1 pseudogene is annotated in these 359 nt (G+C 44.0%); it reads right to left on the minus strand.

Annotation, left to right across the window (positions count from 1 at the left end):
• Positions 1–359: pseudogene (locus FC99_RS13910) on the minus strand (IS982 family transposase); the annotation flags it as partial.

Consider the following 359-nt stretch of genomic DNA (forward strand, 5'->3'; position numbering starts at 1 on the left):
CCTTGCCGAGACTAAGGTAATTGGGGCACTATCAATGATCTCGTAAGTGACCTTAGGGACGTATGACTTTAGTAGACGATCCCGAATCAGCTTCATTGCGGGGACTAAGTCGCGACAACGACGATTGTAACGTGTTCGTTCGGGGACCTCGATTCCTGAGGCAACTAACATGTGATGGAAGTGAGTTTCAGAAGGGTCTCGTTGCTCGATTCTCGTAAGCATGCAGGCAATCATCGTGACATCACTAGTCTTTAATTGGCGGTAATTCTGTCGAAACCGGAATATTTTCGGTAGAGTTTGATAGATTGGATCAATCAGCTTGATAAATTTCTGTACCATGACTTGAATTGGATTAAAAA

The organism is Levilactobacillus koreensis JCM 16448 (genome assembly GCF_001435525.1).
In the GTDB taxonomy this organism is placed as follows: Bacteria; Bacillota; Bacilli; order Lactobacillales; family Lactobacillaceae; genus Levilactobacillus; species Levilactobacillus koreensis.